This window comes from Ruegeria sp. C12 (assembly GCF_056537745.1).
Genome location: NZ_JBQFSA010000009.1, coordinates 148,452 through 173,574, shown reverse-complemented (window position 1 = coordinate 173,574; position 25,123 = coordinate 148,452). Strand labels below are relative to the sequence as shown.

The window sequence follows — 25,123 nt, the reverse complement described above, 5'->3', positions numbered from 1 at the left end:
CATCAAAAACACGAACAGGTTTGCGTCAGGCCCGGAATGCGGCGGCCAGATGCTCGGGCAGGTCGAACTCTGCCAACACCCGCGCGCGCCCGTCTGCGGACATCTTGCGGGCCGTTTTCTCGACAATGCTCTGGATTTTCTCAGCCGAATGCTTGCCGGCGAAGGGTTGGAAATACCACTTGAGGAACACAAAGCAGATCACGTCCTCCAGCGCCTGAACCTCGGAGTCACGTTTTATACCCTGCTTGCGCAGCATCCGTCCGGCGGCTTCGGCCTCTTCTTCGCTATACCCACCCTCGGTCATCAGGGACATCACCACTTCTGCATGATGTTCGCCCTGCGCTTTGCGCCAGGCCAGATACCCGGCCCGTCCTTCGGGGTATTCCGTGCGCGCCAGTTTCCAACGTTCGACATGTTGACCGCGCGCCGCGATTTGCAGCGCGTCCGAGGCATCGGGGAACAGCCGCTCCAACTCGGCGCTCATGCGCGTGCCATACAGCAGCGCTTCGGGTTGGCCATCGTCGAGATTGGGATCTTTTGCATTGGCCGCATCAATTGCGTCCAGAACCGCTTGCTTGCGCGCGCTCATGTCTTGCTCCGTTGGCTTTGCGGATGCGCGTTTTGCGTTGATCATCCGATTGATTTTCAAAGCCACCGTAGCGTGATGCCGCAGAAGGTGCAGCACCCAAATGCACAGGGCCGGGTCAGACGGGGGGCCTCTGACCCGGCCGAGGCGGGCTGGTTACTTGCCCGGCTTGACCTGATCCTGCGTGACCGGTTCCGAGACAGGGGAGGGGAAGCTCAGGTTGCGGGTCAGGTTGGTGGAGTCGATGCCCAAAGCCATGGCCGGCGCGGCCAGAAGAGTGGCGGACAAAGTGACGGCTGCGATGAGGCTTTTCATTTTCAGTCTCCGGTTTGTGTTGTCTTGTGAGATGTAAAATGAACAGTACAGTTCAGTTTTTCAAGTCATAAAATGAACTAAACGGTTTACTTTTTTGCATAGCGGGTATGCAAGATTGAATGCCAAGCGATTTGCGGGGGTGTGAATCATATGCTGTGCAGGGGCCTGCCGGTCTTGCGACTGCTGCAACAGACGGGTAAATGCCCCCCTGAGCGTATATGAGGTTTTCCGATGTCGATTGACCAAAGCACCGCCGCCAAGGTGGCCAAACTGGCCCGGATCAAGGTCGAGGATGACGCCCTGCCGGCGCTGGCATCCGAGTTCAACACTATCCTGGGGTTCATCGAGCAGTTGAACGAGGTTGATGTCGAGGGCGTCGAGCCGATGGTTTCGGTCGAGCCGATGCGCCTGAAACGTCGTCAGGATGTGGTCACGGACGGAAGTCAGCAGGACAAGGTTCTGGCCAACGCCCCCGACGCGCGCGAAGGGTTCTTCGCAGTCCCCAAAGTGGTGGAGTAAGACATGAGCGATCTGAACAAACTGGGCCTGGCCGAGGCCCGCGACGCGCTGCGTAAGGGTGACGTGACCTCGGTTGAACTGACCGAATCCTGCGTCAAGGCCATTGACGAGGCCGACGCGCTGAACGCTTTTGTCCACAAGACACCCGAAATCGCGCTGGAGCGTGCCAAGGCGGCTGATGAGCGGATCAAGGGCGGCGACGCGCCGTCGATGTGCGGTCTGCCGATCGGCATCAAGGATCTGTTCTGCACCAAGGGCGTGCCCTCGCAGGCGGCCTCGAAAATTCTGGAAGGTTTCAAGCCGGAATACGAATCCACCGTATCGCAGAAACTGGCAGATGCGGGTTCCGTGATGCTGGGCAAGCTGAACATGGACGAGTTCGCGATGGGGTCGTCCAACGAAACCTCGGTTTACGGCAACGCGGTCAGCCCGTGGCGGCGCGGCAATGACGACGCGCAACTGACACCGGGCGGTTCCTCGGGCGGTTCGGCCTCGGCTGTGTCCGCTGACCTGTGTCTGGCCGCAACCGGCACCGATACCGGTGGTTCGATCCGTCAGCCCGCCGCCTTTACCGGCATCACCGGCATCAAGCCAACCTATGGCCGCTGCTCGCGCTGGGGCATCGTGGCCTTTGCCTCTTCGCTGGATCAGGCCGGACCGATGACCAAGAATGTTCGCGATGCGGCCATCATGCTTGAGGCGATGTGCGGTCACGACCCAAAGGATTCCACCAGCACCGAACTGGCCGTCCCGAATTTCGAGGCGATGCTGACCGGCGACATCAAGGGCAAAAAGATCGGTATCCCCAAGGAATACCGCATGGACGGTATGCCCGCCGAGATCGAAAAGCTCTGGGCCGACGGTGCGGCGATGCTGAAAGACGCTGGTGCCGAGATCGTCGATATCTCGCTGCCGCATACCAAATACGCGCTGCCAGCCTATTACGTGATTGCGCCTGCCGAAGCGTCCTCGAACCTCGCGCGCTATGACGGTGTCCGCTATGGCCGCCGCGCGACGCTGGCGCAGGGTGACGGCATCACCGAGATGTACGAGAAAACCCGCGCCGAGGGCTTTGGTCACGAGGTGCAGCGCCGCGTGATGGTCGGCACCTATGTGCTGTCGGCTGGCTTCTACGACGCCTATTACAACCGTGCCCGCCGCGTCCGCACCCTGATCAAGAAAGACTTCGAGGATGTCTTCGCCGCAGGCGTCGACGCGATCCTGACCCCGGCCACGCCCTCGGCATCCTTTGGTCTGGGCGAGATGACCGAGGCCGATCCTGTTCAAATGTACTTGAACGACGTCTTTACAGTGACCGTGAACCTTGCCGGTTTGCCGGGTATCTCGGTGCCCGCTGGGCTTGATAAACAAGGGCTGCCGCTGGGTCTGCAACTGATCGGACGCCCGTGGGACGAAGGCGATCTGCTCAACACCGCCTACGCGCTGGAAAACGCCGCCGGGTTTGTGGCAAAACCAGCGAAATGGTGGTAAGCCTCGGGCTGCCAGTTCACCAGTATCGGAGCGGTTATATGCGTCTTTTGCCAGTGATCCCTTTTGTTGCCCTGGTGGCGGCCTGTAACACGGTTGCACCGGTTCAGGGCACAGGGTTCAACACGCCGGAATACCAGGCCCAGCGTGAGGCGCAACTGGCCGGACAGGGCATTGCAGGCAACCCGTTGCTGGCCCCGGTCGACGTATCGCAGCAGCCATTGGGCGCGCCCGGCACCGCCGTGGCGACGGGCGAAAACGCAGATATCGCGAACCAGGCTGCGGCGGCGCTGGCCAGCACTTCGGGGCAAGCAACGGTACCTGCGCCCGGCAACCCCGCGATCTCCGATGAACAGGACTTTGCCGCGGTGTCCGAGCGTCGCAGCATCGAATCCGACGCCGCTCGGATTGAGCAGAACCGCCAGACCTACGAACTGGTCGCCCCGACCGCCGTGCCCGAGCGTGGTGCGGACGGTCAACCCAACATCGTGCAATATGCGCTCAGCACGTCGAACCCTGTTGGCACACAGCTCTATAGTCGTGCGGGGTTTAACCTGCAGGCCAAGGCCCAACGCAACTGCGCGCGCTTCCCATCGGCGGATCAGGCTCAGATCGAGTTCCTGTCCAATGGCGGCCCGCAGCGCGACCGCAAGGGGCTGGACCCCGATGGCGATGGCTATGCCTGCGGCTGGGATCCCAGCCCGTTCCGCAGTGCCGTCAGCAACTGATCACCCGTCCGCCGTCTGGCATCCTTCACCCAATTTCGGTCCGCGCCGGGATGGGCTGACACCGGGCATTATCGTCCTGCACTATACCGCTATGGACAGCGCAAGGGCTGCGCTGGACCGGCTCTGCGATCCACAGGCCGAGGTCTCGGCGCATTACCTTATCGGCAATGACGGCACGCTATGGCAGATGGTGCGCGAACAAGATCGCGCCTGGCACGCCGGGGCGGGTGAATGGCTCGGTCAGGACGACATCAACTCGCGCTCCATCGGGGTCGAGCTGGACAATACGGGCGCGCACCCGTTTTCCGACCCCCAGATGACCACGTTGGAAAGGTTGATAAAGGGCATCATGGCACGCTGGTCCATTCGACCTGAGAATGTCATTGGCCATTCCGACATGGCTCCGGGCCGGAAGATCGACCCCGGCCCCCGATTCGACTGGCACCGCCTCGAAAAACAATGTCTGGCCGGTAAGCGCGGTAAGGGCGCAGCCTTACCAGACCCAACCCCACAGGCATTCCGCACCCTGGCCCAAGACTCAGGTTTTACGGCAAATGTGGACGACGACACCCTTCTCGCCGCGGTCCGCCTGCGATACCGACCCTGGGGCAAAGGCCCTCTAAGCCCCGCTGACTTCACCCCGCTCATCCGGTCTGGCCCACAGACCTGATCCGCCCTTCATCTGGCAAAAAATATCTCGGGGATGAATTGGCCGCAGGCCAAGAAGGGGCCGGCCCCTTCAGCACCCTATCCACTCTTGACGCCGTCAATCACTGCGCATACCCAACCCACGCGCGGAGGGCCGGATGGCCGCTGGGGTCGCAAGGCCCGAGAGGAAAGTCCGGACTCCACAAGTCAACGGTGCCGGGTAACGCCCGGGCGGGGCAACCCGACGGAAAGCGCCACAGAAATCAGACCGCCTGCGGCTTCGGTCGAAGGTAAGGGTGAAACGGTGGGGTAAGAGCCCACCGCGCCCCTGGCAACAGGGGCGGCACGGCAAGCCCCACCGGGAGCAATGCCAAATAGGGTCCCCGCGCGGGCCGGTCGGCGTCAGCCGATACCGCCGCTAAGCGCGTCTTGGCCGAGAGGGACCGGGTTGGCAGCTTGAGCCGCGCAGCAATGCACGGCCTAGAGGAATGGTCATCGAAGGGGGCAACCCCGGAACAAGATCCGGCTTACAGGCCCTCCGCGCGTATCCAAAATCCGGCCAACCCATAAGTGGCGATCCGCCCAGAACCTCGCAAATGGTGTTCTCAACCCTGTTCCGCTGCTACGCTTGTAAACAGGGATTAGTGAACCCGGGAGGATTGTTATGAGTTTCATGAAGGCATTGGCATCGGTTGCCGTAGGTTTTGCGGCGGCCAAGGGAATGGAAAAATACAAGGAAATGGGCGGCATGGCCGGGTTGCAGAAAATGATGCAAGGGTCCGGCGGTGGCTTTGGTATGGACCAGCTTGGCAAAATGGCCGAACAGTTCGGAATGCCGGGCGGTGCGTCGGGATTACAGGACATGATCGGCAAAATGGGGCTGGGCGGTGGGGCCGCCGGTGCTGCTGGTCTGAGTGGCCTTCTGAACGCCATGCAGGGTGCTGCCAAGACCGGCAGCCAGCAAACGGCCGACATGATGGAGACGGTGTTCAGCGGCACACCCGCCGGGGCCGCGATGGAAGAGCAGGCCAAACTGATGCTGCGCGCCATGATCCAGGCCGCGAAATCCGATGGAGAGCTCGACGAGCAGGAGAAACAGACCATCATCGGAGAGTTGGGCGACGACATCAGCGACGAAGAACGCGCCTTTGTTCTGGAACAGCTCGAATCCCCAGTCGATGTCATGGGGCTGGCGGCGGCTTCGGGCGGGCCGCTCAAAACGCAGATCTATGCCACATCCCTGGCGGCGATTCGGCTGGATAACGAGCGTGAGGCGGCGTATCTGCTGCAACTGGCCACTGCGCTGGGCTTGTCCGACGCGGAACGGGACCAGATTCACGCCTATATGGGCGCCCCGACCTTGTCCGCCTGAGGATGGGCGCGAATCCTGAACGACACGAGGCCGATTGGCCTTGACATGGGCGGTGCAGCGCGTAAAAGCGCACGCTCATAGGAATTCAACCGAAAGGCCCCTGCCTTTTCGGACGCAGGAGATCAACCATGGCGAAGCCGACGACAATCAAGATCCGTCTGAACTCGACCGCGGGCACGGGCCACTTCTACGTGACCAAGAAGAACGCACGCACCATGACCGAGAAAATGACCATTCGTAAATACGACCCGGTCGTTCGGAAGCATGTCGAGTACAAGGAAGGCAAGATCAAGTAATCTGCCATTCTGAACTGACTTTCGGGAAAGGCTCTGCTGCGGCAGGGCCTTTTTTCGTGCTGGTATTGATGTCATTCAACGACTGCTAAATCGCACAGTCCGTTGCAGCCGCGCATCAGGGCAAGGGGCAATCGTTTGGGCGGCGGCTTGCTTTTTGCAACCCGCTGCACTTACGGTTGAGCAAACCGCCACAAAATGTTGACCGCCATGAAAAAAATCTTGTTATCCACAATTGCCGTTCTGACCCTTACGGCTTGTGAAGACCCGTTCAACCGCCAAGGTGTTGGGTTTACTGGAATTGATGGCGAACCCCGCACCATTTCCGACGTGCCGGGCGCGGTGGCCTTTGTCCCGCCCGCAACGAATATCCCGGCTGAACTGGCCGAATTGCCAACCGTTACAGTTCTCTCGGATCAGGTCGATCCGAACAAGGTGGCCAGTGTTGCCATCGACAATGGTGGCCGGAACCCGGACACCGCCGTACAACTGTCGGGCAGCGATACCAACCTGTTCCTGAGCACGGTCAACGTGAATGGCACGCTTTTCGGAGTGCTGCGCACATCCAACAACAGCACCCGCGTTGACAATTCGATCGGTGCAACCTTCGGCAGCGAGACTGAGCGCTTTACCGGATGCCTTCCTGCGGGGGACGTGTTCCGCAAAGGCTCGTCCGAGCGGAGCAGCGGGTTTGCGGTGCCATTGAACTGCAGCTGACAACTTAGACGATTTGGAATTACAGCCCCCGCTTCCGCAGCGGGGGTTTTTGTTTGTTGGACAGAGGGCAAAAGAAAAGGGCCGGTCACTGACCGGCCCATCGTATTTGTCTTGCCTTGCAGTCGTTATTCCTGTTGCCCCATGAACATCAGCAGGAACTGGAACATGTTCAGGAACGAGATATACAGGCTCAGCGCGCCGTCAAAGGCAGCTTTGTCCAGCCATTCCTGATCGCCATGTGCGGCGTGTGCCACATAGGTGTTCTTGATGTCCTGCGTGTAGAACGCGGTCAGACCGGCAAAGATCAGGATGCCGATGGCCGAGATGGCCAGCATCATCACGCCCGACTGCAGGAACAGGTTGATGATCATGGCAACCAGCAGACCGATCACGCCCATCATCAGGAAGGTGCCCATGCCGCTGAGGTTACGCTTGGTGGTGTAACCGTACAGGCTGAGGCCGGCGAATGCGATTGCGGTCACCAGGAAAGTCTGCGTGATCGAATAGGGCGTAAAGACCATGAAGATCGAGCTCATCGAAACGCCCATAACGGCGGCGAAGATGAAAAAGCCCAGTTGCACAGCCGCAGCCGATCCGCGCCGCATCAGAGCGCCCCAGCCAAACAGCAGGAAGCCCAGCGGGGCAAACATGACAACCCATTTCAGCGGCGTCAGGAACAGGGTGCCACCAAGGCTGGTCAGATAGCGATCAGCGCCGATCTGAGCGACCGCATTGGTCGGATCGCTTGTTACGGCAAGACCGGCAATTGCCCACGCGGCCAGCGCCGTGATCAGCATGCCGACGGACATTGTGCCGTAGACTTTGTTCATATGGGCGCGCAGGCCCTGATCAATCTCGGCGGCGCGCGCGCCGGATACCGTCCGGATCGTGTCGAATTGTGCCATCAAAGGGTCTCCCTTATCGTCCTGTTAGAACGCCCCGACAGGGCGGGGCGGTTTTCCCCTCAAATATCGGCAACTAATGGCTGTGTTTCAAGACTTTCCGGCGGAAAACCGACGAAAACACCCAACAAAACGAGCGACAGGCGACACTGCGTCACCAATCGCTCGGGAAAACATGACCATCCGGGTCATCTTTTCCAGATTTGCGGCGCATCCCAGAAAAACCGACCCGCTTCTGCCGAGGCTTCGGCGCGGGTAATGCCAATGTCTTTCAGCGCGGCATCGTCCAGTTGCGCCAGTTTGCGACGCTGACGCTTCACCGAAAGCGCCTGAAGCACCAAGGAAACGAACGAGCGTTTGGCGGGTTTGCAGCTGTGATGGATTGCAATTTGGGTCATAGCAATTGTCCTTTCTGCGATTTTCGATGGATTTGTCGCCATCGATCAACTTCCTTGATTGATATGGCAAAGCATGTCATATTTTGAAAACGAATATTTATGATGTAACCCATAAGGAATCGTGAAGATGCGAAATCTGGACATTACAACCCTGCGCTCTTTCGTGGCCGTGGCAGATCAGGGTGGTGTAACCCGCGCAGCCGGATTCCTTCACCTGACCCAATCCGCAGTTTCAATGCAGTTGAAACGGTTGGAGGAGCTTCTGGGCCTTGAACTGCTGGACCGCAGCGGTCGAACCATTGCGCTGACAGCCTCGGGCGAGCAATTGCTGGCCTATGCCCGACGGATGATTGCGTTGAATGATGAGGTGATTTCGAAACTCACTGATCAGGCGTTTGAGGGCGAAGTGGTGCTGGGCGTGCCCCATGACATCGTCTACCCGGCGATTCCCCGTGTCCTGCAACGGTTCAATGCCGACTTCCCACGCGTGCGGGTGCAATTGGTCTCGTCCTACTCACTCCAGTTGAAGGATATGTTCAAACGCGGTGAGTGCGATGTGATCCTGACCACCGAACCGTCTTCGGCGGACGGGGCTGAGACGATTGCCGAACTGCCGCTACGCTGGATCGGCGCGCCGGGCGGGTCTGCCTGGCGTAAAAATCCGCTACCCTTGGCGCTGGGGCGGCGGTGTCTGTTCCGCCCGCAGGTGATCGCAGCGCTGGACGCGGCGGGTATCCCGTGGGAATTGTCTGTCGAAACCGAAAACGACCGGACCATCGAGGCCACCGTCAGCGCCGATCTGGCCGTTCACGCGATGCTGGACGGGACCGAGGCCGCGCATCTGGAACAGATCGACTCGGGCGGTGCGCTTCCGGACCTGCCCGCGCATATGATCAACCTCTACGGCGGCGATTCGGGGCGTGACCCGGTTGTCGAGGCATTGGCCCAACTGGTCCGGCAGAACTTCCGCATGTTGGGCGGCAGCCAGTTGCGGGCGGTCGTCGGGTAGGCGCGCTCAGATCGTGATAACGATCTTGCCGGTGGATTTACGTTCTTTCAGCAATTGCATCCCCTCGGCCACATCCGCCAGAGGCAGGGTGTGGCTGATATGCGGTTTGATCTTGCCCTCGCTGTGCCAGCGAAACAGCGTTTTGAAACTGTCCTGAACGATCTTGGGGCGAAAGCTGAGATAGCCGCCGATGTAAAAGCCGATCACGGTCAGGTTCTTGACCAACAGATGATTGGCCGGGATTTGCGGAGCCTCGCCACCGGCAAATCCAATGGGCAGCAAGCGACCTTCAGGGTTGGTGGCGCGAAAGGCCGCCTTGAATACGTCGCCGCCAATGGCGTCGTAAACAACGTCCGCACCGCCCAGTGCTTTGACGGTTTCACGCAGATCCTCGGACGCATCGATCAGGTGATCCGCACCCGCATCTTTTGCAACGGCCAGCTTTTCGGCCCCCCGCGCCTGAGCGATCACGGTCGCGCCCATCAGCTTGCCAACCTCGACAGCCGTCAGACCAACCCCGCCCGCGGCACCGGTGACCAGCAAGGTCTCGCCCGGTTGCAGCCGGGCCCGGTGATCCAGCGCAAGATGGCTGGTGCCATAGGCGATCTGGATCGCAGCGGCATCCTCGAAACTGGTCGTGTCGGGCAGGGGGATCACACGATCTGCGTCAAATACCCCGAACTCGGCCAAACCACCCTGACCCGAGTAAACCGCGACCCGGTCGCCCTGTTTGAGATGCGTGATGTCCGGGCCAGCCGACTCGATCACCCCGGCAATTTCCAGACCCAGCGTGAACGGAGTCTTGGGGGTGTCCTGATAGGTGCCTTTCTGCATCAGCAGGTCTGCAAAATTCAGCCCGCAGGCCTTGATGGCAACGCGCACCTGACCCGCAGACGGGGCCGGAACCTCGACCTCACATAATTGCGCGACTGCGCCGTCGGATTGAACACGATATGCCAGCATAGATTGACCGCCCCTTGATTTGCGGAAATAGGCGCGCGTCGCGCGTCGCTTGTCAATATGCACGCCACGTCGGGAATAATCGGCCCGTCGAATACAACCAATGGTGTAGGGTCCAAAGGGACACAACCACAAACCACCATGTCGGGTGCATGACTCAACCGGCTTGAAAAAAATTCCAAAAGCAGCAATATAGGCACCTAGTGCTGTAATCGGGGGGTGGCACGATCCAGGTTAGGGAGTGGTTAAGGCCCGCTCGCTAAGGTTGCGATCACGGACGTCGCGCAATCCCGTACAGATGTTTGTGTAGTAAAGGAGAATACCAATGACTCATCACGTCGATGTCCATGTGGGCAAGCGCGTTCGGCATCGCCGCTGGCTGATTGGGATGACCCAGCAGCAATTGGCGCAGCAGGTTGGTATCAAGTTTCAACAAATCCAGAAATACGAAACCGGAGCCAACCGAATCAGCGCATCCCGCCTGTGGGACATCGCCGAGGCATTGGACGTTCCGGTCAGCTTTTTCTTTGAAGGTCTCGAAGAAGCAGAAAAAAGCCCGTCGGACAAGAAATCGGTGCCTGCTGACCTGATGGGGGACAAGGAAGCCTTGGATCTGGTGCGCTCTTACTACGCAATCCCGGAAAACCAGCGCCGCCGTCTGTTTGAACTGGCACGGGTTCTCAGCGACGTCGCCTGATCGCTTGACTCTGCCGGGCGTTGGCCGCACCAGTGGCCCATGCACCAGACGCCTTTGACCGACATGGATGTAGCCGAAGCAATGGCCGACGCGGCGCGCGCGGCTATTCTTCCGCATTTTCGCCAACACGATCTTGAAACCTCGAACAAGCTGGAAGACGGGTTCGACCCGGTCACCGTTGCGGACCGCGCTGCGGAACAGGCAATGCGCGAGGTTCTCAGCCGTCACCGCCCGGATGATGGGATTCTGGGGGAAGAATACGGCCAGACCGAAGGCAGCAGCGGACGCGTCTGGGTTCTGGACCCGATTGACGGCACACGTGGGTTCGTCAGCGGCACACCGACCTGGGGCGTTCTGATCGCGCTGGGCACAGCGGATGGGCCATTCCTGGGTGTGGTCGATCAGCCCTATATCGGCGAACGGTTCATGGGATCCTCGGACATAGCGCAACTGAAGGGCCCGTTGGGCACATCTGATCTGGCGACACGCAAAACAAAAACGCTGAACGAGGCAATCCTGTTCACAACTTTCCCCGAGGTCGGCACGGCGCAGGATCGCGCGGGGTTCGAAGCTGTATCCAAACAGGTCAAGCTGACGCGCTATGGGATGGACTGCTACGCCTACGCTCTGTTGGCGGCAGGGCAGGCGGATCTGGTGATCGAAGCCGGATTGAATTCCTATGACATACAGGCGCCGATTGCTGTGATCGAAGCCGCTGGCGGCATTGTCACCGATTGGCAGGGCGGGCCGGCCCATAATGGCGGCCGCGCTTTGGCCGCCGCCAACGCCGAGATCCACGCCGCAGCCTTGCAGATCCTGCGCAACCACTGAAATTGGTTGCCGCTTGCCGGGCCTGCAATTACAGTAAGCAACAGCCGGTTCTTACGCCCGTTTTCCACCGGCCGCACACTCCTTGCATGAGACGGGCAGATGCAGGAGTGCTGATATGACCGAAATTCTCATCAAAAACGCCGATACCATCCTGACTATGGATGACGACCGCCGCGAATTGACCAGTGCCGACATTCTGATCCGCGACGGCCAGATCGCGCAGCTTGGCCATGGGCTGACAACAACAGGCGAAGTGCACAATGCCAAGGGCTGCGTGGTGACGCCGGGTCTGGTGAACACGCATCATCACCTCTATCAAACCCTGACCCGCGCGGTTCCGGGCGGACAGGACGCATTGCTGTTTGGCTGGCTGCAAACGCTCTACCCGATCTGGGCCCGCTTCGGGCCGGATGAGATGTTTACCTCGGCCCAGATCGGGCTGGCAGAGCTGGTGCTGTCCGGCTGCACGCTCAGTTCCGATCACCTGTACCTGTACCCAAATGGCGCGCGGCTTGAGGACACGATTGCCGCAGCCTCGGAACTCGGCCTGCGCTTTCACCCCACCCGCGGTGCGATGAGCATCGGTGAAAGCGATGGCGGCCTGCCGCCGGACAGTCTGGTCGAAGCCGAAAATGATATCCTGAACGATATGATCCGCGTGGTCGATGCCTTTCACGACCCCAGCGAAGGCTCGATGTGCCGCGTCGGCCTCGCACCCTGTTCGCCCTTCTCGGTCAGCCGCGATCTGATGCGCGATGCGGCCCTTCTGGCGCGCGACAAGGGCGTCATGCTGCACACCCATCTTGCCGAGAATGACGAGGATATCGCCTATTCCCAGGCGCAATTCGGCTGTCGCCCGGGACAATATGCCGAGGATCTGGGCTGGACCGGTCCCGATGTCTGGCACGCCCATTGCGTCAAGCTGGACGGGGCTGAAATCAACCTGTTCTCGGAAACCGGAACAGGCGTCGCCCATTGCCCGTGCTCCAATTGCCGTCTCGGCTCGGGCATCGCGCCGGTTCGAACCATGCGCGATCACGGGGTGAAGGTTGGTCTGGGCGCGGACGGGTCGGCCAGCAATGACAACGGCAACCTGATGCTCGAGGCGCGGCAGGCGATGTTACTGCAACGTGTCGCCAACGGTGCCGACGCCATGTCCGCCCGCGAAGCGCTTGAGATCGCGACCCGAGGCGGCGCGGATGTGCTGGGACGGCCCGATTGCGGGCGGCTGATGCCGGGCAAACGGGCCGACATCGCCGTGTGGGATACGCGCTGCATCGAAAGCGCGGGCAGTTGGGATCCGGCGGCCCTGCTGCTGGCCGGACCGATGCAGGTCAGACACCTGTTTGTCGAAGGACGTCAGATCGTGAGGGGCGGTCAGATCACAACAATCGACCTGCCACGCGCCATCGAAACCCAAAACCGTCTGGCGCGCGCGCTTGCACAATAGCGGGATCCGCCCTTCATCTGGCTAAAAATATCTCCGCCGGAGGCATGCGCCGCAGGCGCATTCAGCAAGCGGCTTGCGTGCCTCCGATCCAGACGTCGGCAATGGCGCGGTCGTCGCCCATCATGATGGTCGGAAACACGGCCTCCCACAGATCATCTGCGTGGGCCTCACGCTGGGCAATCGCCGGGGTCGAGGCAAGGTCGATCACAATCAGATCCGCCTCCATCCCCGGAGCAATATTGCCGATGCAATCCTCCATCCGCAGTGTCCGCGCCGAACCGACTGTACCCAGCCACAGCAACTGCGCCGGGTGCAGGGGGCGGCCGCGCAACTGGCCGATCTCGTAAGCGGTGGCCATCGTGCGCAGCATCGAAAAGCTGGACCCGCCGCCCGTATCGGTGGCCAGCCCGACCCGGTGGCCGTCATGGATCAGCCCGTTCATGTCAAAAAGACCCGAGCCGATGAAAGTGTTCGACGTCGGGCAATGCACCAGCGCCGCGTCCACCTCGCGCAACCGGTCGCGCTCGCGGTCTTCCAAATGGATGACGTGGCCATACAAGCCGTTCTGACCCAGCAGTCCAAATTTCTCATAGGTGTCCAGATAATCCCGCGCGTCGGGGAACAGGGACCGGACCCACTCGATCTCGTCCGTTTGCTCGCTCAGATGAGTTTGCATCAGGCAATGCGGATGCTCGGCCCAAAGCGCCCCCAAAGCCTCAAGCTGTTCGGGCGTCGAGGTGGGCGAGAACCGGGGCGTGATCGCGTAGGACAACCGATCCACGCGGTGCCATTTCTCCAGCAGGGCCTCGGATTGGTCATAGGCTGTCTGCGCGGTGTCCTGCAGCCCTTCGGGGGCGTTGCGGTTCATACAGGTCTTGCCCGCGACGACCCGCTGGCCGCGCTGTTGAGCGACCGAGAAGAACGCATCGACGCTTTCGGGATGGATCGTGCAGAAACTGCACATGGTCGTCGTGCCATGCCCGGTGGTCAGGTCGAGATAGCGGTTGGCAATCTCGGTCGCATAGTCCGTGTCGCCGAACTTCATCTCTTCTGGAAACGTGTAGGTGTTCAGCCAATCGATCAGCCGTTTGCCCCAGCTCGCGATCATTGCGGTTTGCGGGTAATGAACGTGGGGGTCAACAAAGCCCGCCATGATCAGATGGTCGCCATAGTCCCGCGTTTCGGCATCCGGATGCGCGGTGCGCAGCGCGTCCAGCGCGCCGACTGCCTGAACGCGCCCGTCTTCGATCAGAACGGCTTCGTCCAGCCGGGTCGCGTCGGTTGGCTCCCCTTCAAACGGCGATCTGTCGAAACTCAGAACGCGCCCTTTCAAAAGCGTCTTTTGCGCCATTCGCCCTGTTCCCTAGCTGTTTGAGACCGTTGATCAGCATATGTCGGCGAAAGATGTGGGTAAATCGGCGCATTGTCATTGTTTTCCGGTAGCTGCTTCTTCTAATTAAGGGCCAATGGCATGAAAACGGCAGGGGCAGCACATGACGACAGGCTTTGATGATCCCGCAGCCGACTCGGCAGACGAAGACGTCTATGCGCTGGACCGCCGAACCGTGGCGGCGATTCTTTATGCAGTGGATGTGGAAGACCGGGCCCAACTGATAGAGTTGATGGAGCCGCTGCACGCCGCCGACATCGCCGACCTTCTGGAACAGATCAACCCCTATGACCGCGCCCGCCTGATCCGCCTGTATGACAAGGAATTCGACGGCGACATTCTGTCGGAACTTGATGAAGCCGTCCGGGAAGAGGTCATCGGTGTTCTGAAGCCGGATGTTCTGGCCGAAGCGGTGCGGGACATGGAAAGCGACGATGTCGTCGACCTGCTGGAAGACCTTGAGGAACCCCAGCAGGAGACCATCCTTGACGCTCTGGAAGATTCCGAGCGTTTGGCGGCAGAGCAGGCGTTGTCCTACCCCGAAAACTCGGCCGGTCGCCTTATGCAGCGCGAGGTCGTCATGGCGCCCGAGCATTGGACCGTGGGTCAGGCCATCGACTTCATGCGCGCCAATGATGATCTGCCCGAGCAATTCTACCACGTCGTTCTGGTCGACCCGCGCCTGAAACCTATTGCTCAGGTCACGCTGGGCAAGTTGATGGCGACGCGGCGCGAGGTTCCGTTGCAGGATCTGGCCGAGGAAGAGTTCCACATCATTCCCGTCGATCAGGACGAAGAGGATGTGGCCTATGCGTTCAACCAGTACCACCTGATCTCGGCCCCCGTGGTTGACGCCGATGGCCGTTTGGTCGGGGTGATCACCATCGACGACGCCATGGTGGTTCTGGATGAGGAACACGAGGAAGACATCCTGCGTCTGGCCGGTGTCAGCGACGAAAGCTCTCTGTCGGATAGTGTGGCCGCGACCAGTCGTCGGCGTCTGCCGTGGCTGGCGGTGAATCTGTGTACGGCCATTTGTGCCTCGCTGGTGATTTCGCAGTTCGAGGCGGCAATTGATCAACTGGTGGCACTGGCGATCCTGATGCCGATTGTGGCCTCGATGGGCGGCAATGCGGGCACGCAGTCGCTGACCGTTGCGGTGCGGGCGTTGGCCACGCGCGACCTGACCGGTTCAAACGTGATGCGTGTGATCCGGCGAGAGTTACTGGTCGGCATGCTCAACGGGCTGTGTTTTGCCATCGTTCTGGGGACGGTTGGGATGCTGTGGTTCGACTCGCCGCTGCTGGGCGTCGTGATTGGATCAGCCTTGGTCGTGAACATGATCATCGCGGGCTTTGCGGGTACGGTAGTACCGGTCTTGCTGGACCGAATGGGCGTTGACCCGGCTCTGGCATCGGGGACCTTTGTGACAACCACAACGGATGTCATGGGGTTCTTTATCTTCTTGGGGCTGGCCAGCGTGGTGCTTTTGTGACCGATCTGACTGAAATCAAGGCCGCAGCGCGCAAAGCGGCGTTCGCCCGCCGCAAAGCTGCGTTTGACGCGCGCCTGCCCGGCGCCGCAGGGCGTCTGTCCGAAGTGCTGGCTGGCTACCGCGGTGTGCCGCTGTCGGGCTACATGCCAATCCGAACCGAGATTGATCCGCTGCCCGCCATGGCCGAGGCCTCGGCCTATGGTCCGGTCTGTGTGCCTGTGATTCAAGCCGCCGGTCAGGCGCTCAAGTTTTCGCGCTGGACGCCCGAAGGCGCGCTGAAAGACGGGCCTTTCGGGGCAAAAGTGCCCGAGGTTGACGACTATTTCGACCCCGAGATCCTGATCGTCCCGCTGGTGGCCTTCGATTCTCAGGGTGGCCGCTTGGGTTATGGTGGCGGGTTCTACGACCGTACACTGGAAGGACTGCGCGCCAAGCGTCCGACGCTGGCCATAGGGTTCGCCTTCGATGCGCAAGAGGCCGAGGGGCTGCCGCTGGAACCGACCGATCAGCCGCTGGACATGGTCATCACCGAAAGCCGGGTGCTGAGTTTCGGACCCTAACCCATATTCTCTGCCCGGAAATACTCCCACGCATCTTGTGTTGAGCCATCGGGCAAGGTGCAGGTCCCTGTTTGACCGTCCGCGCCGTCCTTTATCTCGTACTGCCCGCCTTTTTCGACGCAGTAGGTCGCCGCCGGGTTGGCAAGTTCGGTCGATTGTTTCGACGGCTGATCGCAGGCCGCCAGAGGGATCAGTATGGCAACCGAAATGAGGTAGCGGGTCATAAATCTCTCCTGTCCAATGCAGTTTTGCGCTCTATCGCCATAGTTTAACCGCTTGTGCTTGGCATTGACCACACTTAGGACGGTTGGCATGAGGATACTTTTTCTGGGTGACGTCATGGGCCGCGCGGGACGCACGGCCATTCAGCAGCATCTGCCGCGTCTGCGCGACGAATGGCGGCTGGATTTCGTTGTGGTGAATGGTGAGAATGCCTCGAACGGGATGGGCCTGACGGGCGATCACGCCAAGCTGTTGCTGGATGCGGGCGCGGATTGTCTGACGCTGGGTGATCATGCCTTCGATCAGAAGGACATGCTGCAATTCATCGAGAAAGAGCCGCGCATCGTGCGCCCGGTGAACTTTGCCAAAGGCGCACCGGGGCGGGGGCATCGCCTGTTCAATGCGCCCGGCGGCCGCAAGGTGCTGGTGGCTCAGGTGCTTGGGCAGGTCTTCATGAAACGGCCCTTTGACGATCCGTTTTCGGCCATTGAACCGATCCTGAAATCCCACCCGCGCGGCGGGCAGGCCAACGCCATCATCGTTGATATGCATTGCGAGGCCACGTCCGAGAAGATGGCGATGGGCCATTACTGCGACAAGCGCGCCAGCCTTGTGGTGGGGACGCATACGCATGTGCCGACGGCGGATTCACAGATCCTGCCCGGTGGCACCGCCTATCTGACGGATGCGGGGATGTGCGGCGACTATGACTCGGTCATTGGCATGGACAAGATCGAGCCGATGCGCCGTTTCATCACCGGCATGCCCAAGGCCCGCTTTACCCCGGCGAATGGCGAGGCAACGCTAAGCGGTGTATTCGTCGAGACCAACGATCAGGACGGCAGCGCAAAAACCGTGCGAATGGTGCGCGTCGGTGGGCGGTTGGAACAGGCGGGGCCGTAAAGGCTTGCTCTGCCCCGCGCAATGCGGGAAACTACCTATCAGGCGCTTGGGCCAGGGTTCGGACAGAATACCACGAATGCAATTCCTCACACTGACAGATACGGGCAGCGCAATTCTGGCGCTTTTGATCGTTGCGGGCATGTTCGTCATGTTCCTGCGCGAGGTCTACCCGACCGAGGTTGTGGCCATTGGCGGCGTTGCCCTGATGCTGGTCACTGGGATCTTGCCCTATCAAAGCGCGCTGGCCGTCCTGTCGAACCCGGCCCCATGGACCATTGCCGCGATGTTCATCATCATGGGGGCGCTGGTCCGCACCGGAGCACTGGACGCCTTCACCTCGACCGCGCAGAAACAGGCGCAGGTGAACCCGCGCATTGCCATTGGGCTGCTGATGGCTTTTGTGGTGCTGGCCTCGGCGGTTGTGTCGAATACGCCGGTTGTCGTCGTGATGATCCCGGTTTTCGTCCAGATCGCGCGCACGCTGAACGTACCGGCCTCAAAACTGCTGATCCCGCTGAGTTATGCGGCCATTCTGGGCGGAACGCTGACCCTGATCGGAACCTCGACCAATCTGCTGGTGGATGGCGTAGCCCGCGCGCAGGGCATGGCGGCGTTCACGATCTTCGAGGTTACGCCATTGGGCATCGCTCTGGTCATTTATGGCATGGTCTATCTGCGTTTTATCGCCCCGCGCCTGCTACCGGATCGCGACAGCATGGCAACCTTGCTCAGCGACCGGTCAAAGATGAAATTCTTTACCGAGGCCGTCATTCCCCCCGACAGCAACCTGATCGGGCGCGAGGTCACTGGGGTCCAGCTGTTCAAACGCCCCGGCGTACGTCTGATCGACGTGGTTCGGGGCGACGAGTCCCTGCGGCGCAACCTTAAAGGGATCGAGCTGCGCGTCGGTGACCGGGTGGTTCTGCGCACTGAAATGACCGAGCTTCTCAGCCTGCAAAGCAACAAAGAGCTGAAGCGCGTTGATCAGGTCTCGGCGGTTGAGACAAAAACTGTCGAGGTTCTGATCACCCCCGGATGCCGCATGGTCGGTCGCACGTTGGGCGCAATGCGTCTGCGTCGCCGGTATGGTGTCTATACTCTGGCCGTACATCGCCGGAATCAGAATATCGGGCGACAGCTGGATGATCTGGTGGTGCGTGTTGGTGACACGCTGCTGTTGGAAGGGGCCCCGGCGGATATTCAGCGTCTGGCGGCGGAAATGGATATGGTCGATGTCAGCCAACCTTCGGCCCGAGCGTTCCGCCGCAGCCATGCCCCGATTGCGATTGGCGCATTGATCGGGATCGTCGCTCTGGCCGCGCTGGGCGTGGCGCCTATTTTGTTGCTGTCGATCCTTGCGGTTGCGATTGTCCTTTTGACCCGCTGTATCGACGCGGATGAGGCGTTTTCCTTTGTCGAAGGCCGCCTGTTGGCGCTGATCTTTGCCATGCTGGCTATCGGGGCGGCGCTGGATGCCTCGGGCGCAGTATCGCTGATTGTGGAAGCCATCGCGCCGTCGCTGGGGCTGCTGCCGCCCTTCCTGATCATCTGGGCGGTTTACCTTCTGACCTCGGTCCTGACCGAGCTGGTGTCCAACAACGCGGTGGCGGTGGTTGTGACCCCCATTGCCATCGGTTTGGCGCAGGCGGTGGGCATTGATCCGCGCCCGCTGGTTGTTGCCGTTATGGTCGCCGCCTCGGCCTCGTTCGCGACACCTATCGGCTATCAGACCAACATGATGGTTTACGGCCCTGGCGGCTACCGGTTCACCGATTTCATGAAGGTTGGCATCCCGCTGAACCTGACGGTCGGCCTGCTGGCCTCGCTGCTGATCCCGCTGATCTGGCCGCTGTGATACCGGCGCTGTTTTGCCGAACGCAACGTCGCAACCTTGTAAATCCCGTTTCTGTCCCAATCTTTTCTTCAAATGTTTGAAGTAAAAGGACAGAATGATGCCTTTTCCAAAGATCGGTCAGGCCATTGTTGCCGGTGCAATCGTATTGACCCTGTTGGGCACCCACAGCATGGCGCAGAGTGACAGCGATCCGGCGCAAACACCGGATGCCGCGGTGTTGGAGAACACAAAATGGTCCGCCATCGGTATCGACGGGGCCGTGTTAAACGCCGAAAAAAGCCCCGAACTTGCCTTTGAAGCCGATGGTGCATTTGGCGGCAGCGGCGGGTGCAACCGGTTTACCGGACGGGCCCAGATGTCTGGGGATCGGATCGAATTCCCCGAGAATATCGCCGCGACCTTGATGGCCTGCCCGCCCGAGGCCGAGCAGACGGAACGCCAGTTCTTTGACGCGCTGCAACAGGTCGCGACCTATGCCGTTGCGGGCGACAGTCTGGTCATGCTGGATCAGAATGGCGAGCCGGTGTTGAAATTCATCCGCCTGCCCTAAGCGTTTACGCCACGGCCCGGGACCGGCCTGCGTTGCGGCCCGAGAAGATGCAGCCACCCAGGAACGAGCCCTCAAGCGCGTTATATCCGTGATAGCCACCGCCGCCGAACCCGGCGACCTCTCCGGCGGCGAACAGGCCGGGGACGACCTGACCATCTGCGCCGATCATCTGGCTGTCCAGATTGGTCTGCAATCCGCCCAAAGTCTTGCGGGTCAGGATATGCAGCTTGACCGCGATCAGCGGGCCATTGGACGGGTCGAGGAATTTGTGCGGCTTGGCTGTGCGGATCAGTTTGTCGCCGCGATAGTTGCGCGCCGCCAGAATCGCCGCAATCTGCGCGTCCTTGGTAAAGGGGTTGTCGACCTGGCTGTCCCGCGCCTCGATCTGGGCGCGCAGATGCGCCTCGTCGATCAGGCCGCCGCCCAGTTGGTTCATGCCGCTGACCAGTTCGGTTAGCGTGTTGGCAACAATGAAATCCTCGCCATGTTCCTTGAACGCTTCGACCGGGGTAGTGGCTTTTGACCCGGTCAGGACGCGCTGGAACAGCACCTCGCGCCAGCCACCTTCGGTCATGTCGGGGTTTTGTTCAGACCCCGACAGGGCGAATTCCTTCTTGATCACCTTCTGGGTCAACACAAACCAGCTATAGTCATACCCGGTTTTCAGGATTTCTTTCAGCGTGCCCAGCGTGTCAAACCCCGGCAGACATGGCGGTTTCATCCGGTTGCCGCGCGCGTCGAACCACATGGAACTGGGGCCGGGCAGGATGCGAATACCGTGCGAGGGCCAGATCGGGTTCCAGTTGCGCAGCCCTTCGGTGTAGTGCCACATCCGGTCGCCATTGATCACGTGCCCTCCGGCCTTTTCGCTGATCGCGATCATGCGGCCATCCACATGAAACGGAACACCCGCCACCATGTCCTTCGGGGGCTCGCCCAGCCTGTCACGGGGCCAGTTCTTGCGCACCATCTCGAAATTGCCGCCGATCCCGCCCGAGGTGACGATGACCGAGGGCGCATAGACCTCGAACTCACCCACCTCATCCCGGTTGGTTTTGGCACCGTGCGGAGCGGTATCATCCGCCAGCACCTCGCCCGAGACGCCCTTGGCGCTGCCGTTCTGCATGATGATATGGCTAACCTGATGGCGGAATTTCAACTCGATCCGTCCGGCGCTGACATGGTCACGCACGCGGCGGATGAAGTGTTTCAGAACGCCCGGACCGGTGCCCCACGTGATGTGAAACCGGGGAACCGAGTTGCCGTGACCGTCCGCATAAGACCCGCCTCGCTCGGCCCATCCCACGATTGGAAACCAGCGCAGACCCATCTCGTGCAGCCATGGGCGCATTTCTCCGGCGGCGAATTCCACATAAGCCTCGGCCCATTTGCGCGGCCACGCGTCCTCGTCCCGGTCGAACTGCGCGCTGCCCATCCAGTCGCGCAAGGCCAGGTCGTGGCTGTCCTTGATCCCCATCCGACGTTGTTCGGGGGTATCGACCATGAACAGCCCACCAAGGCTCCAGAATGCCTGACCGCCCAGAAAACGCTCAGGCTCCTGATCCAGCAGGATTACCTTTTTACCCCGATCACCCAGTTCCGCTGCCGCAACCAATCCCGCCAGTCCGCCACCGACGACAACCGCATCTGCCGTGTTATTGGTCATGAACAGTCCTTTCAGCGTTGGCGAAACCAGACAAGGAAGGGGAACACGACCGCATACATCGTAATCCCATAGACAGCAGATGGCAGGGCCAGGGGGCTGAACCCGCTATCCGTGCCGGTGATCAGGGCCGCCAGCGTGATCCCCAGCGTCGAGTTCTGGATACCTGTTTCGACCGAGACAGTTTTACTCTCGGGCCATGACAGATTTGCGGCACGCGCGATCCCCAGCCCGATCAGCAAAAGCGCAACGTTCAGGGAAATCAAGCCCGCACCCATGATCCCGAGGTTATCGACAAAAAGCTGCCAGTTTCCGGCCAGCGCGGCGACGACGATCAGAACGAACAATACGGTTGCCAGCTTGGACAAACCGTTTTCGATCCGGTTTGCAAACCCAGTTGCAAACCTGCGAAGTCCCACGCCGATGGCCACGGGAAGTGTTGTGATCAGGAACATGGCAATGGCCAGACCGCTGATCGAAACCTCGGGCGCGTTTTCGCCCATGAAATGCGTGATGGACCATGCTGCAAGAACGGGTACCGTCAGGATCGACAGGATGCTGATCACCGCCGTCAGGCTGACCGACAGGGCCACGTCCCCCTTGGCCAGTTTGGTCAGGATGTTGCTGGTCACACCGCCGGGACAAAAGCTGAGCAGCATGAAACCGACCGCGATTTCAGGTGGCAGGCCGAACAGCTTGACGGTCGTGAACGCCGCGAAGGGCAGAAGGACGACCTGACATGCCGCACCGATTGCAAAAGGGTATTTGCGGCTCAGCACACGCCGGAAATCCGCGATTTCAAGCCCGACGCCCAGCGACAGCATGATAATGGCCAGCGAGATCGGCAGGCCGACATTAATGAGTAGATCCAAGAACAACTCCTCCCCAAGTCGTTTCGGATCAGCCTATGCTAGCCTGAAAGCCGCAGGCAATACCGCCGTTAGGTCACTTGTAGCGGTCGACGAAGCGTCTCAGGATTTCTCCGGGTTGGGTGACGTCTGCGGCGTTGCAGATATCGATCAGACGTTGCGCGTCTTCAGGCGGGAAATAGCCGTGATGCTTGTAGATATTGATGCGCTGCTCGAAATCCTTTGCGTCCGCCTCGGGGTGAAACTGCGTGGCATACACGTTCCGGCCCCAGCGGATCATCTGAAACGGGCAGGGGTCAGACGCAATAAGGTGCACGCAGCCGTCAGGCAGAGCTTGCACGGCTTCCTTGTGGCCGACAAAGGCGTCGAATTCCGGGGTCAACCCTGCTGTCAAAGGGTCTGATGCGCCGTCGTCGGTCAGTCGGCAGGATGATGGGCCAACCGGCTCGCCGAACCGGGCTTTGCTGACATCCCCGCCCAGATGCGCGGCCAGAACGCCCAGCCCATAGCAGCAGCCCATGAAGGGATGATCTTGCGCCGTGATCTGAGGCATCAGCCCCATTACCGCGCCTTCGATCTTTGCGTCCAACGCGGATTTTGTCTCGGGCTCGTCACTGACGCAGCCCGGGCCACCGCCGACGATGACGCCCGCATAGTCGGTGACATCCAGCCCCGCGGGCAGGTCTTCGCAATCCAGCCGAATGCGGTGGGTCTGCTCGGGCGACAGACCGGTCTTGTCCAGGATCGAGGCATATTCCGCGTCCGAGGCATCGGTTTCGGGACGCAGTTGGAGGATCAGAAAACGTTTCATGGGCTGGCTTTACCTGTCAAAGCGGCCAGAACACAAGGATGGCGGGGATCGAGACGGCGATGATCAGGATCTCAAGCGGCAATCCCATGCGCCAATAGTCGCCAAACCGATACCCTCCGGGACCCAGAACCAGCGTATTGTTCTTGTGCCCAATCGGCGTCAGAAACGCGGCCGAGGCTGCCACGGCCACCGTCATCAGGAACGGATCCGGCGAAACGTCAAGCGTGCGGGCCATCTGGATACCGACCGGGGCGGCGACAATGGCAGTGGCTGTGTTGTTCAGAACGTCTGACAGTGTCATCGTCACAACCATCAGCACGGTCAGAATGGCCCAAGCGGGCAATCCGCCGGTCAATTGGATCAAGGCGTTGGCGATCAACTCGGTGCCGCCCGAGGTCTCCAAAGCGCTGCCCAGCGGGATCATCGAACCCAACAACACGACAACCGGCCATTCGATGTGATTATAGATGTCGCTGATGGGCATGATCTTGGTCAGGACATAGGCGATGACCACCAATCCCAAAGCGATAGGCAGATAGATCAGGCCGACACTGGCGGCCAGAACGGCGGCTGCGAACAGACCAATGGCGAGCCACGCCTTTTCATTCGCCGTCACGTTCAGGCCCCGTTGCGCCAGAGGCAGACAGCCCAGCCATTCGGTGACGTCGGCTCCCCGGTCGCGGGGGCAGAGCAGCAGAAGGATGTCACCGGCCTCGACTTCCGTCTTGCGGACCTGTTCTGTGATCCGGCGGCCTTGACGGGAAATACCCATCAGCACCGTGCTCTGCCGCCAGGCCAGCCCCAACCCTTGCGCGGTACGGCCCGTGATCCGGGCGCTTTCGGTGGCGACGACCTCGATAACCTCAAGCCCTTCGCCTTCGGCGGTCAGCACTTCTTGCCGCCGGGTATCCGAGAAATCCAGGTTCAGGGCGGCGCGGAACTCGTCCAGCGCCTCGGGGCGGGCTTCCAGAACCAGCGCGTCGCCTTCGGCCAGAGTCGCATGGGCAGAGCGGCCATAGCGCCGCTTGCCGTCCCGGATCAGGCCGATAATGGCCACGTCGGATTTTTCGGCGGCCTCGTACAGCTCGCTGACGCGCTTGCCGATATGGGACGATTCAGGCGGCAGGGTCAGTTCGGCGATATATTCGGCAAGGGTCTCGGACGCCTCTTCCTGCTTGCCCCGGTTGGGGATCAGTCGCCAGCCGATCAGAGATACAAAGGCCAGCCCGGCAATGGCGGCAATGCCACCGACCGGGGCGAAATCGAACATCCTGAAGGGCTCACCCAGCGTCTCTGCCCGAATTGAGGCGATGATGATATTGGGCGGCGTACCGATCAGGGTTGCCATCCCGCCCAGTATGGTCGCGAAACTCAGCGGCATCAGCGACAGGCCCACGGATCGTCCCGCCTTGCGTGCGGTCTGAATGTCCACCGGCATCAACAGGGCCAGTGCGGCGACGTTGTTCATGAAGGCCGACAGGACCGCACCGATCCCACCCATTAGCGCGATATGCGCCCCCAGACCGCGCGAGGCATCGACCAGAGTGCGCGTGATCAGGAACACGGCCCCGGACCGGACCAGCCCGGCCGAGACGACCAGCACAAGTGCGACGATGATCGTGGCCGGGTGCCCAAACCCCGCAAAAGCGTCGTCGACCGGCACCACGCCCAGCACGACGCCCACCATCAAGGCGGCAAAGGCCACAAGGTCATAGCGGAAACGCCCCCACAGCAGCAGTCCAAAAACAGTAATGAAAAGCGCAAAAAGAATGATTTGATCTGTCGTCATGGGCTCACCATACCCGCAAGGGGGCGTCTCGCAAGCCGGTCTCTTGATCCTGCCCCCCGCAAACGTCTATATGAGCGCCGAATACGCAAACACGATGACGAGG

The 25,123-nt window shown here is 60.7% G+C and carries 27 protein-coding genes and 1 other RNA gene; 17 read left to right on the top strand and 11 right to left on the bottom strand.

The genetic code is table 11. The features are described 5' to 3' along the window. Nucleotides 1-25 precede the first annotated feature (25 nt). Together ACR0C9_RS18090 and ACR0C9_RS18085 are read right to left on the bottom strand one after the other, a co-directional pair. Nucleotides 26-589, bottom strand: a complete 564-nt coding sequence (locus ACR0C9_RS18090; protein ID WP_480781617.1) for a DUF4202 domain-containing protein — start codon at nt 587-589, stop codon at nt 26-28. A gap of 153 nt (nt 590-742) precedes the next feature. Then, nucleotides 743-901 carry a hypothetical protein gene (locus ACR0C9_RS18085; protein ID WP_170454969.1) on the bottom strand — a complete coding sequence of 53 codons (159 nt, stop codon included), beginning with the start codon at nt 899-901 and terminating at the stop codon, nt 743-745. Between the two features lie 231 nt (nt 902-1,132). Here ACR0C9_RS18085 and gatC point away from each other — a divergent pair, with 231 nt between their 5' ends. The 8 genes from gatC (at nt 1,133) to ACR0C9_RS18045 (ending at nt 6,666) form a co-directional block, all read left to right on the top strand. Then, the gene (gene gatC / locus ACR0C9_RS18080; RefSeq protein WP_170454967.1) at nt 1,133-1,420 is read left to right on the top strand and encodes an Asp-tRNA(Asn)/Glu-tRNA(Gln) amidotransferase subunit GatC; all 288 of its coding nucleotides are present in this window, start codon (nt 1,133-1,135) and stop codon (nt 1,418-1,420) included. 3 nt (nt 1,421-1,423) lie between these two features. Further along, entirely contained in the window at nt 1,424-2,911 is a 1,488-nt protein-coding gene (gatA, locus tag ACR0C9_RS18075) for an Asp-tRNA(Asn)/Glu-tRNA(Gln) amidotransferase subunit GatA (protein ID WP_480781616.1), read from the top strand. Nucleotides 2,912-2,949: 38 nt separating this feature from the next. Then, nucleotides 2,950-3,636, top strand: coding sequence for a hypothetical protein (locus tag ACR0C9_RS18070; RefSeq protein WP_170454963.1), 687 nt, complete (start codon nt 2,950-2,952; stop codon nt 3,634-3,636). Beyond that, nucleotides 3,587-4,306: an N-acetylmuramoyl-L-alanine amidase gene (locus ACR0C9_RS18065; RefSeq protein WP_480781615.1), complete on the top strand. Its 720-nt coding sequence runs from the start codon at nt 3,587-3,589 to the stop codon at nt 4,304-4,306. The genes ACR0C9_RS18070 and ACR0C9_RS18065 overlap by 50 nt, the downstream gene beginning before the upstream one ends. Before the next feature lie 124 nt (nt 4,307-4,430). Next, nucleotides 4,431-4,830, top strand: an RNA gene (gene rnpB / locus ACR0C9_RS18060) — RNase P RNA component class A. A 118-nt stretch (nt 4,831-4,948) separates the two neighbouring features. Beyond that, nucleotides 4,949-5,656 (top strand): DUF533 domain-containing protein, encoded by a 708-nt coding sequence (locus ACR0C9_RS18055; RefSeq protein WP_170454959.1) that lies wholly within the window; start codon nt 4,949-4,951, stop codon nt 5,654-5,656. Between the two features lie 128 nt (nt 5,657-5,784). Beyond that, entirely contained in the window at nt 5,785-5,952 is a 168-nt protein-coding gene (gene rpmG / locus ACR0C9_RS18050; protein ID WP_037309480.1) for a 50S ribosomal protein L33, read from the top strand. 207 nt (nt 5,953-6,159) lie between these two features. Then, complete coding sequence (locus ACR0C9_RS18045; RefSeq protein ID WP_170454957.1) at nt 6,160-6,666, top strand: hypothetical protein; 507 nt, start codon at nt 6,160-6,162, stop codon at nt 6,664-6,666. A 125-nt stretch (nt 6,667-6,791) separates the two neighbouring features. On the opposite strand, the gene ACR0C9_RS18040 is transcribed toward ACR0C9_RS18045, so the two are convergent. Continuing rightward, entirely contained in the window at nt 6,792-7,571 is a 780-nt protein-coding gene (locus tag ACR0C9_RS18040; RefSeq protein ID WP_170454955.1) for a Bax inhibitor-1/YccA family protein, read from the bottom strand. 185 nt (nt 7,572-7,756) lie between these two features. Further along, nucleotides 7,757-7,966 carry a DUF1127 domain-containing protein gene (locus ACR0C9_RS18035; protein WP_480781614.1) on the bottom strand — a complete coding sequence of 70 codons (210 nt, stop codon included), beginning with the start codon at nt 7,964-7,966 and terminating at the stop codon, nt 7,757-7,759. Between the two features lie 127 nt (nt 7,967-8,093). Here ACR0C9_RS18035 and ACR0C9_RS18030 point away from each other — a divergent pair, with 127 nt between their 5' ends. Continuing rightward, entirely contained in the window at nt 8,094-8,975 is an 882-nt protein-coding gene (locus ACR0C9_RS18030; protein WP_170454950.1) for a LysR family transcriptional regulator, read from the top strand. Between the two features lie 6 nt (nt 8,976-8,981). On the opposite strand, the gene ACR0C9_RS18025 is transcribed toward ACR0C9_RS18030, so the two are convergent. After that, nucleotides 8,982-9,938 (bottom strand): NADPH:quinone oxidoreductase family protein, encoded by a 957-nt coding sequence (locus ACR0C9_RS18025; RefSeq protein WP_170454948.1) that lies wholly within the window; start codon nt 9,936-9,938, stop codon nt 8,982-8,984. 322 nt (nt 9,939-10,260) lie between these two features. Here ACR0C9_RS18025 and ACR0C9_RS18020 point away from each other — a divergent pair, with 322 nt between their 5' ends. The 3 genes from ACR0C9_RS18020 to ACR0C9_RS18010 all read left to right on the top strand — a co-directional run bounded on the left by ACR0C9_RS18020 (nt 10,261) and on the right by ACR0C9_RS18010 (nt 12,913). Then, nucleotides 10,261-10,632 carry a helix-turn-helix domain-containing protein gene (locus tag ACR0C9_RS18020; RefSeq protein ID WP_170454946.1) on the top strand — a complete coding sequence of 124 codons (372 nt, stop codon included), beginning with the start codon at nt 10,261-10,263 and terminating at the stop codon, nt 10,630-10,632. 39 nt (nt 10,633-10,671) lie between these two features. Then, entirely contained in the window at nt 10,672-11,463 is a 792-nt protein-coding gene (gene hisN / locus ACR0C9_RS18015) for a histidinol-phosphatase (protein ID WP_170624392.1), read from the top strand. A 115-nt stretch (nt 11,464-11,578) separates the two neighbouring features. Continuing rightward, nucleotides 11,579-12,913 (top strand): 8-oxoguanine deaminase, encoded by a 1,335-nt coding sequence (locus ACR0C9_RS18010; protein ID WP_170624390.1) that lies wholly within the window; start codon nt 11,579-11,581, stop codon nt 12,911-12,913. 61 nt (nt 12,914-12,974) lie between these two features. Here the strand turns inward: ACR0C9_RS18010 and guaD are convergent, their stop codons facing one another. After that, nucleotides 12,975-14,264, bottom strand: coding sequence for a guanine deaminase (guaD, locus tag ACR0C9_RS18005; RefSeq protein ID WP_480781613.1), 1,290 nt, complete (start codon nt 14,262-14,264; stop codon nt 12,975-12,977). Nucleotides 14,265-14,406: 142 nt separating this feature from the next. Here guaD and mgtE point away from each other — a divergent pair, with 142 nt between their 5' ends. Both mgtE and ACR0C9_RS17995 read left to right on the top strand, forming a co-directional pair. Continuing rightward, complete coding sequence (gene mgtE / locus ACR0C9_RS18000) at nt 14,407-15,798, top strand: magnesium transporter (protein ID WP_480781612.1); 1,392 nt, start codon at nt 14,407-14,409, stop codon at nt 15,796-15,798. Beyond that, nucleotides 15,795-16,358, top strand: coding sequence for a 5-formyltetrahydrofolate cyclo-ligase (locus ACR0C9_RS17995; RefSeq protein WP_170624386.1), 564 nt, complete (start codon nt 15,795-15,797; stop codon nt 16,356-16,358). The genes mgtE and ACR0C9_RS17995 overlap by 4 nt, the downstream gene beginning before the upstream one ends. Here the strand turns inward: ACR0C9_RS17995 and ACR0C9_RS17990 are convergent. Further along, entirely contained in the window at nt 16,355-16,582 is a 228-nt protein-coding gene (locus ACR0C9_RS17990) for a DUF333 domain-containing protein (protein WP_170624384.1), read from the bottom strand. The genes ACR0C9_RS17995 and ACR0C9_RS17990 overlap by 4 nt on opposite strands. An 88-nt stretch (nt 16,583-16,670) precedes the next feature. Between ACR0C9_RS17990 and ACR0C9_RS17985 the strand changes: the two genes are divergently transcribed. The 3 genes from ACR0C9_RS17985 (at nt 16,671) to ACR0C9_RS17975 (ending at nt 19,888) form a co-directional block, all read left to right on the top strand. Further along, nucleotides 16,671-17,483, top strand: a complete 813-nt coding sequence (locus ACR0C9_RS17985) for a TIGR00282 family metallophosphoesterase (RefSeq protein ID WP_170624382.1) — start codon at nt 16,671-16,673, stop codon at nt 17,481-17,483. 76 nt (nt 17,484-17,559) lie between these two features. Continuing rightward, nucleotides 17,560-19,338: an SLC13 family permease gene (locus ACR0C9_RS17980; RefSeq protein WP_170454930.1), complete on the top strand. Its 1,779-nt coding sequence runs from the start codon at nt 17,560-17,562 to the stop codon at nt 19,336-19,338. Nucleotides 19,339-19,435: 97 nt separating this feature from the next. After that, nucleotides 19,436-19,888, top strand: a complete 453-nt coding sequence (locus tag ACR0C9_RS17975; RefSeq protein WP_170624506.1) for an META domain-containing protein — start codon at nt 19,436-19,438, stop codon at nt 19,886-19,888. Between the two features lie 4 nt (nt 19,889-19,892). Here ACR0C9_RS17975 and ACR0C9_RS17970 read toward each other — a convergent pair whose 3' ends face one another. From ACR0C9_RS17970 to ACR0C9_RS17955, 4 genes are all read right to left on the bottom strand, one after another. Beyond that, complete coding sequence (locus ACR0C9_RS17970; RefSeq protein ID WP_170519948.1) at nt 19,893-21,554, bottom strand: FAD-binding dehydrogenase; 1,662 nt, start codon at nt 21,552-21,554, stop codon at nt 19,893-19,895. Nucleotides 21,555-21,565: 11 nt separating this feature from the next. Further along, entirely contained in the window at nt 21,566-22,423 is an 858-nt protein-coding gene (locus ACR0C9_RS17965) for a bile acid:sodium symporter family protein (protein WP_480781611.1), read from the bottom strand. A gap of 73 nt (nt 22,424-22,496) precedes the next feature. Beyond that, nucleotides 22,497-23,231 carry a glutamine amidotransferase gene (locus ACR0C9_RS17960; protein WP_170454922.1) on the bottom strand — a complete coding sequence of 245 codons (735 nt, stop codon included), beginning with the start codon at nt 23,229-23,231 and terminating at the stop codon, nt 22,497-22,499. Between the two features lie 16 nt (nt 23,232-23,247). Beyond that, on the bottom strand, nt 23,248-25,020 hold the full coding sequence (locus tag ACR0C9_RS17955; protein ID WP_480781610.1) for an SLC13 family permease: 1,773 nt from the start codon (nt 25,018-25,020) through the stop codon (nt 23,248-23,250). Nucleotides 25,021-25,123 lie beyond the last annotated feature (103 nt).

Coding starts and splice junctions, on each gene's coding strand:
- ACR0C9_RS17975 (WP_170624506.1), top strand. CDS start 19,436: ATGCCTTTTCCAAAGATCGGTCAGGCCATTGTTGCCGGTGCAATCGTA.
- mgtE (WP_480781612.1), top strand. CDS start 14,407: ATGACGACAGGCTTTGATGATCCCGCAGCCGACTCGGCAGACGAAGAC.
- ACR0C9_RS18090 (WP_480781617.1), bottom strand. CDS start 589: ATGAGCGCGCGCAAGCAAGCGGTTCTGGACGCAATTGATGCGGCCAAT.
- ACR0C9_RS18035 (WP_480781614.1), bottom strand. CDS start 7,966: ATGACCCAAATTGCAATCCATCACAGCTGCAAACCCGCCAAACGCTCG.
- ACR0C9_RS18025 (WP_170454948.1), bottom strand. CDS start 9,938: ATGCTGGCATATCGTGTTCAATCCGACGGCGCAGTCGCGCAATTATGT.
- gatC (WP_170454967.1), top strand. CDS start 1,133: ATGTCGATTGACCAAAGCACCGCCGCCAAGGTGGCCAAACTGGCCCGG.
- ACR0C9_RS18030 (WP_170454950.1), top strand. CDS start 8,094: ATGCGAAATCTGGACATTACAACCCTGCGCTCTTTCGTGGCCGTGGCA.
- hisN (WP_170624392.1), top strand. CDS start 10,672: ATGCACCAGACGCCTTTGACCGACATGGATGTAGCCGAAGCAATGGCC.
- ACR0C9_RS18055 (WP_170454959.1), top strand. CDS start 4,949: ATGAGTTTCATGAAGGCATTGGCATCGGTTGCCGTAGGTTTTGCGGCG.
- ACR0C9_RS17960 (WP_170454922.1), bottom strand. CDS start 23,231: ATGAAACGTTTTCTGATCCTCCAACTGCGTCCCGAAACCGATGCCTCG.
- ACR0C9_RS18065 (WP_480781615.1), top strand. CDS start 3,587: ATGCCTGCGGCTGGGATCCCAGCCCGTTCCGCAGTGCCGTCAGCAACT.
- ACR0C9_RS17970 (WP_170519948.1), bottom strand. CDS start 21,554: ATGACCAATAACACGGCAGATGCGGTTGTCGTCGGTGGCGGACTGGCG.
- ACR0C9_RS17985 (WP_170624382.1), top strand. CDS start 16,671: ATGAGGATACTTTTTCTGGGTGACGTCATGGGCCGCGCGGGACGCACG.
- ACR0C9_RS17980 (WP_170454930.1), top strand. CDS start 17,560: ATGCAATTCCTCACACTGACAGATACGGGCAGCGCAATTCTGGCGCTT.
- ACR0C9_RS18010 (WP_170624390.1), top strand. CDS start 11,579: ATGACCGAAATTCTCATCAAAAACGCCGATACCATCCTGACTATGGAT.
- gatA (WP_480781616.1), top strand. CDS start 1,424: ATGAGCGATCTGAACAAACTGGGCCTGGCCGAGGCCCGCGACGCGCTG.
- ACR0C9_RS17990 (WP_170624384.1), bottom strand. CDS start 16,582: ATGACCCGCTACCTCATTTCGGTTGCCATACTGATCCCTCTGGCGGCC.
- ACR0C9_RS18045 (WP_170454957.1), top strand. CDS start 6,160: ATGAAAAAAATCTTGTTATCCACAATTGCCGTTCTGACCCTTACGGCT.
- rpmG (WP_037309480.1), top strand. CDS start 5,785: ATGGCGAAGCCGACGACAATCAAGATCCGTCTGAACTCGACCGCGGGC.
- ACR0C9_RS18020 (WP_170454946.1), top strand. CDS start 10,261: ATGACTCATCACGTCGATGTCCATGTGGGCAAGCGCGTTCGGCATCGC.
- guaD (WP_480781613.1), bottom strand. CDS start 14,264: ATGGCGCAAAAGACGCTTTTGAAAGGGCGCGTTCTGAGTTTCGACAGA.
- ACR0C9_RS17955 (WP_480781610.1), bottom strand. CDS start 25,020: ATGACGACAGATCAAATCATTCTTTTTGCGCTTTTCATTACTGTTTTT.
- ACR0C9_RS18085 (WP_170454969.1), bottom strand. CDS start 901: ATGAAAAGCCTCATCGCAGCCGTCACTTTGTCCGCCACTCTTCTGGCC.
- ACR0C9_RS18070 (WP_170454963.1), top strand. CDS start 2,950: ATGCGTCTTTTGCCAGTGATCCCTTTTGTTGCCCTGGTGGCGGCCTGT.
- ACR0C9_RS18040 (WP_170454955.1), bottom strand. CDS start 7,571: ATGGCACAATTCGACACGATCCGGACGGTATCCGGCGCGCGCGCCGCC.